The following is a 3,515-nucleotide window of genomic DNA, read 5'->3' on the forward strand; positions in this document are numbered from 1 at the left end:
GCTTAGGCACATCAGCGCGATCGTCACGACGCTCGGCAGCGTATGCTTGTCTTCGGATCACTGTCATCCAGAATGCCAATGCGATTGCTGACGGAGAGACAAATGTACAAACACATTCTCATCGCAACAGACGGCTCCGAACTTGCTCGCAAGGGACTTGAACATGGCCTGGCCCTCGCCAAGCCGCTCGGGGCGAAAGTCACCGTTCTGACCGTGTCGGAGCCCCTGAGCCCGGACATGGCACGCGCAGCCCGACTTAGCGGCGTCGGTGATCCCATCGGGGGCTACGACCACCAGATTGATGCGCTGATGAAGGAACGATTTGCGTCCATCGAACAACACGCGTCCAAACACGGCGTTACGGTGGATCTGGAGCACGAGATTGATGATTCGCCTGCCGAGGCAATCGTCCGATCGGCCAAGCTCAATGGCTGTGATCTTATCGTCATGTCCTCTCATGGCCGCCGTGGTGTGCAGAAGGTCTTGCTCGGCAGTCAGACATCAGAGGTTCTGGCGAGGACGACAATCCCTGTTCTGGTGATCCGGTAGTCGCTGATCTCTTCCGGCTTGTGACGCTTCTTCGGCATGGCGGTCMTCCTGTCTGACTCAAGACATCCGTGGACCGATTCCGCGGGGGTGGAGCACGCGACGCGTGGCACGATCTGTCCGGTGCGGGGCTCCGAGCCAGTCCTCGCGGCACCGTCGTCCCGCGGAGGAGGGAGCGTCCCCTGCGATGACGCCCGCATCTCGTCGCGGAAGCTTCGCTGGCTATGTCAGCCGCGGCATTCCTCGAGGTCGAGATCGAGTTTGCTGCCCTGCAGGAACGCCTCCGGCCAGGCCGAGGTTCACACTGTCCCCTTCCAAGAGCCAACACCGGTGGGATGGCCACATGAGTTTATGGTCGCTGCCCGTGTACGGCTGCCTCGGGTTGCCGAAGCGGACGTGACGCAAAAACCCGCCGGATCTCTCCGGCGGGTTTGCTGTCAGGCTCCGAGCGCGATCGCTCGTCCCAATCGACAGGGCAGGGCGTCAGATCCGGCGGACGTTCCAGAACAGCGGGGAGGACGCCGTCAGGATGTCCTGGGGTGCCCGTTCACCGATCCACGAGCGAAAGGACGACTTCGATCTCCTCGTCGAACATTCCGCCGGTGGGAGAAAAGCCGAGCTTTTCATAGAATGCCTGCGGGCTGCCCGGCCCAAGGCCAAAGCTCGTGTAAAGTTCTCTGATACCCCGCGATCGGAGGCGCGCAGCGATCTTGGAGATTGCCTGCTTTCCAAAGCCGCGGTTCTGAAAAGGCCTGGCGATCATGAAACGCCACAAGTAAGGGCCAGGGCAGTCGATCCCATCGTCCCAATCCGATCCTTCGTGCACCATCACGAAACCGATCAAGACATCACCCGCATAAACTCCACGGAACCAAGYCGATTCCGAACAGAATCCTTCTGCAATCGACGACCCGTTGTCCGCGACAAAATCCCTCTGTTCTTCGGGCAGGGTCTCGCTCAGTTCACAAATTTCAGAGACATTTGCAGACGTGACCCGTCGAAACGTCACCTCCGCATCACTTGGTGGGATTGTCATATTCGAATTTCCTACACTGTCGATAGTAATCGTAGTAATTTCGGCTCGCTATCAAATGTCTAAATCGAAATCAAGAGAATATGATCACGAACTACGTCCTGTTTTTGCCCTTTTTTTGGTGTTTTTGTATTAACGCCCTCTAGGGAAGGTTGAGTTGTTAATCTGTCTCTTCGAGGAGCTGTTTCGCGCGTGCGGCATTGGGCTTGGTGATTGGCAGATTGCGATCGAGCCCGAAGATATTCGGCGTCACCAGCTGTCCGACGGGTTTGCCGAAGCCTTCCATGGCGATCTCGGCGCGCCCGATTGGTGATGGRGGAACCGGGCCAGTTCGTGTGAAAAATGCTCCAGCCGCCGCGCTCAACCGGTTCCCTGGAGGTGCGGCGCTGGACGACGGTGTCCAAGTCCAAGGTCTGCACGTCGACATCCGCGCCGAGCGGCCGGATCCTGAATGCGCAGCTCGACTTGCGGTCCGTCGATCATTGGGCAACCATGCCAACGCGACGCCCTCAGAGACCGGAACATGCCCCCGGACAGGCCCTTCCTGGTCAGACACGCGGACCTGATCTTCGCGCTCAAGACCTTCGGCGCCGCCATACTCGCCTTCGTCATCGCGCTGTGGATCGATCTCCCGCGCCCATCCTGGGCCATGGCCACCGTCTACATCACCTCGCAGCCCCTCGCCGGAGGGACGAGCGCGAAGGCGATCTACCGCCTGCTCGGGACTGTGATCGGCGCTGTCGCCGCCATGGCCATGGTGCCGAGCCTCGTCAACGTACCGGAACTGCTGTGTCTGGCGATCGCGTTATGGGTCGGCCTGTGCCTTTGCCTCGCGCTGCTGGACGGGACGGCACGCAGTTACGCTTTCCTTCTGTCGGGCTATACGGCTGCGATCATCGCCTTTCCGTCCGTCTCGGATCCCGGCAGCATCTTCGACACCGCGATCGCGCGCGTTCAGGAAATCTCGCTGGGCATCATCTGCGCTGCGGTCATCTCCGGGACGGTATTCCCGCAGAGCAGCGGCACGGTCATCTCCGAGCGGCTCGATTACTGGCTCGCGACCGCGGCCAAGCTGTCGCGGGAGGCCCTCGCCGGCAGCGGGGTCGGCCAGGAGCAGCATTTGCAGCGGCTCCTGAGGGAAGCAGTCGAGATCGAAGCCATGGAGAGCCACCTCGATCATGACCGGCTGACCGACATCGAGGCCGCGCGTGGATTGCGCATTCTCCGGCGGCACATGCTGATGCTCGTGCCGATCCTTGCCTCGATCAACGACCGGATCGCGGCACTCGGTCCCCGGTTGCGCGACGATGAACCCGATCTCGCCCGGCTCTTCGAGCGCCTGTCTGCATGGATCGCCGACGACGGCTCCGTCACGCAACCGACGCTCGAACTGTCGTTGGAGATCGAGGCCCGTCGCCTTGGGCTCTCCACCGACTCGAGCTGGGACCAGGTCCTGATCGTCAGTCTGCTGATCCGCCTGCTGGAACTCGCCGATCTCTTGCAGGACTGCCGCTTGCTCCGCTCCGCGATCGACGAAGGCCGGGATCCCTCCCGTGTCACCCTTCGGTTCGATCCGGAGGCAGGGGCCGAGGTCGCCCGGCATCGCGATCCCATGCTCGCCATCTGGTCGGCAGCCGCCACGGCCATAGCAATCCTGCTTTGCTGCGCATTCTGGATCGGCACCGGTTGGCACGATGGCGCCTCCGCCCCGATGATGGCTGCGGTGGCATGCTCGATCTTCGCCTCCCGGGACGACCCGGCGATCGGCATGCGCAGTTTCGGGGGATGGGCGGTCGTCGCCATCATCGTCGCCGGAATTTACCTGTTCGCGTTGCTCCCGCGGATCTCGGACATTGAGGTGGTCGTCGTGGCCCTGGCGCCGACGCTCGTCTTGTTCGGTTATCTGATCGCGCGGCCCTCGACGACGGCGATAGGC

4 protein-coding genes are annotated in these 3,515 nt (G+C 61.7%); 2 read left to right on the top strand and 2 right to left on the bottom strand.

The features are described 5' to 3' along the window. Nucleotides 1–102: 102 nt before the first annotated feature. Complete coding sequence (locus AC1DRP_RS35660) at nt 103–549, top strand: universal stress protein (protein WP_441493799.1); 447 nt, start codon at nt 103–105, stop codon at nt 547–549. Nucleotides 550–1,093: 544 nt separating this feature from the next. Here the strand turns inward: AC1DRP_RS35660 and AC1DRP_RS35665 are convergent. Continuing rightward, complete coding sequence (locus tag AC1DRP_RS35665; RefSeq protein ID WP_476771028.1) at nt 1,094–1,582, bottom strand: GNAT family N-acetyltransferase; 489 nt, start codon at nt 1,580–1,582, stop codon at nt 1,094–1,096. A gap of 157 nt (nt 1,583–1,739) precedes the next feature. Continuing rightward, a complete protein-coding gene (locus AC1DRP_RS35670; RefSeq protein ID WP_476771029.1) occupies nt 1,740–1,865 on the bottom strand; it encodes a hypothetical protein in 126 nt (41 codons plus the stop codon). Between the two features lie 237 nt (nt 1,866–2,102). Here AC1DRP_RS35670 and AC1DRP_RS35675 point away from each other — a divergent pair. Further along, the coding region (locus AC1DRP_RS35675) for an FUSC family protein (protein ID WP_476771030.1) at nt 2,103–3,515 on the top strand (1,413 nt) is incomplete at its 3' end.

The sequence above is a fragment of the Allobosea sp. 01N443 genome (genome assembly GCF_056399325.1).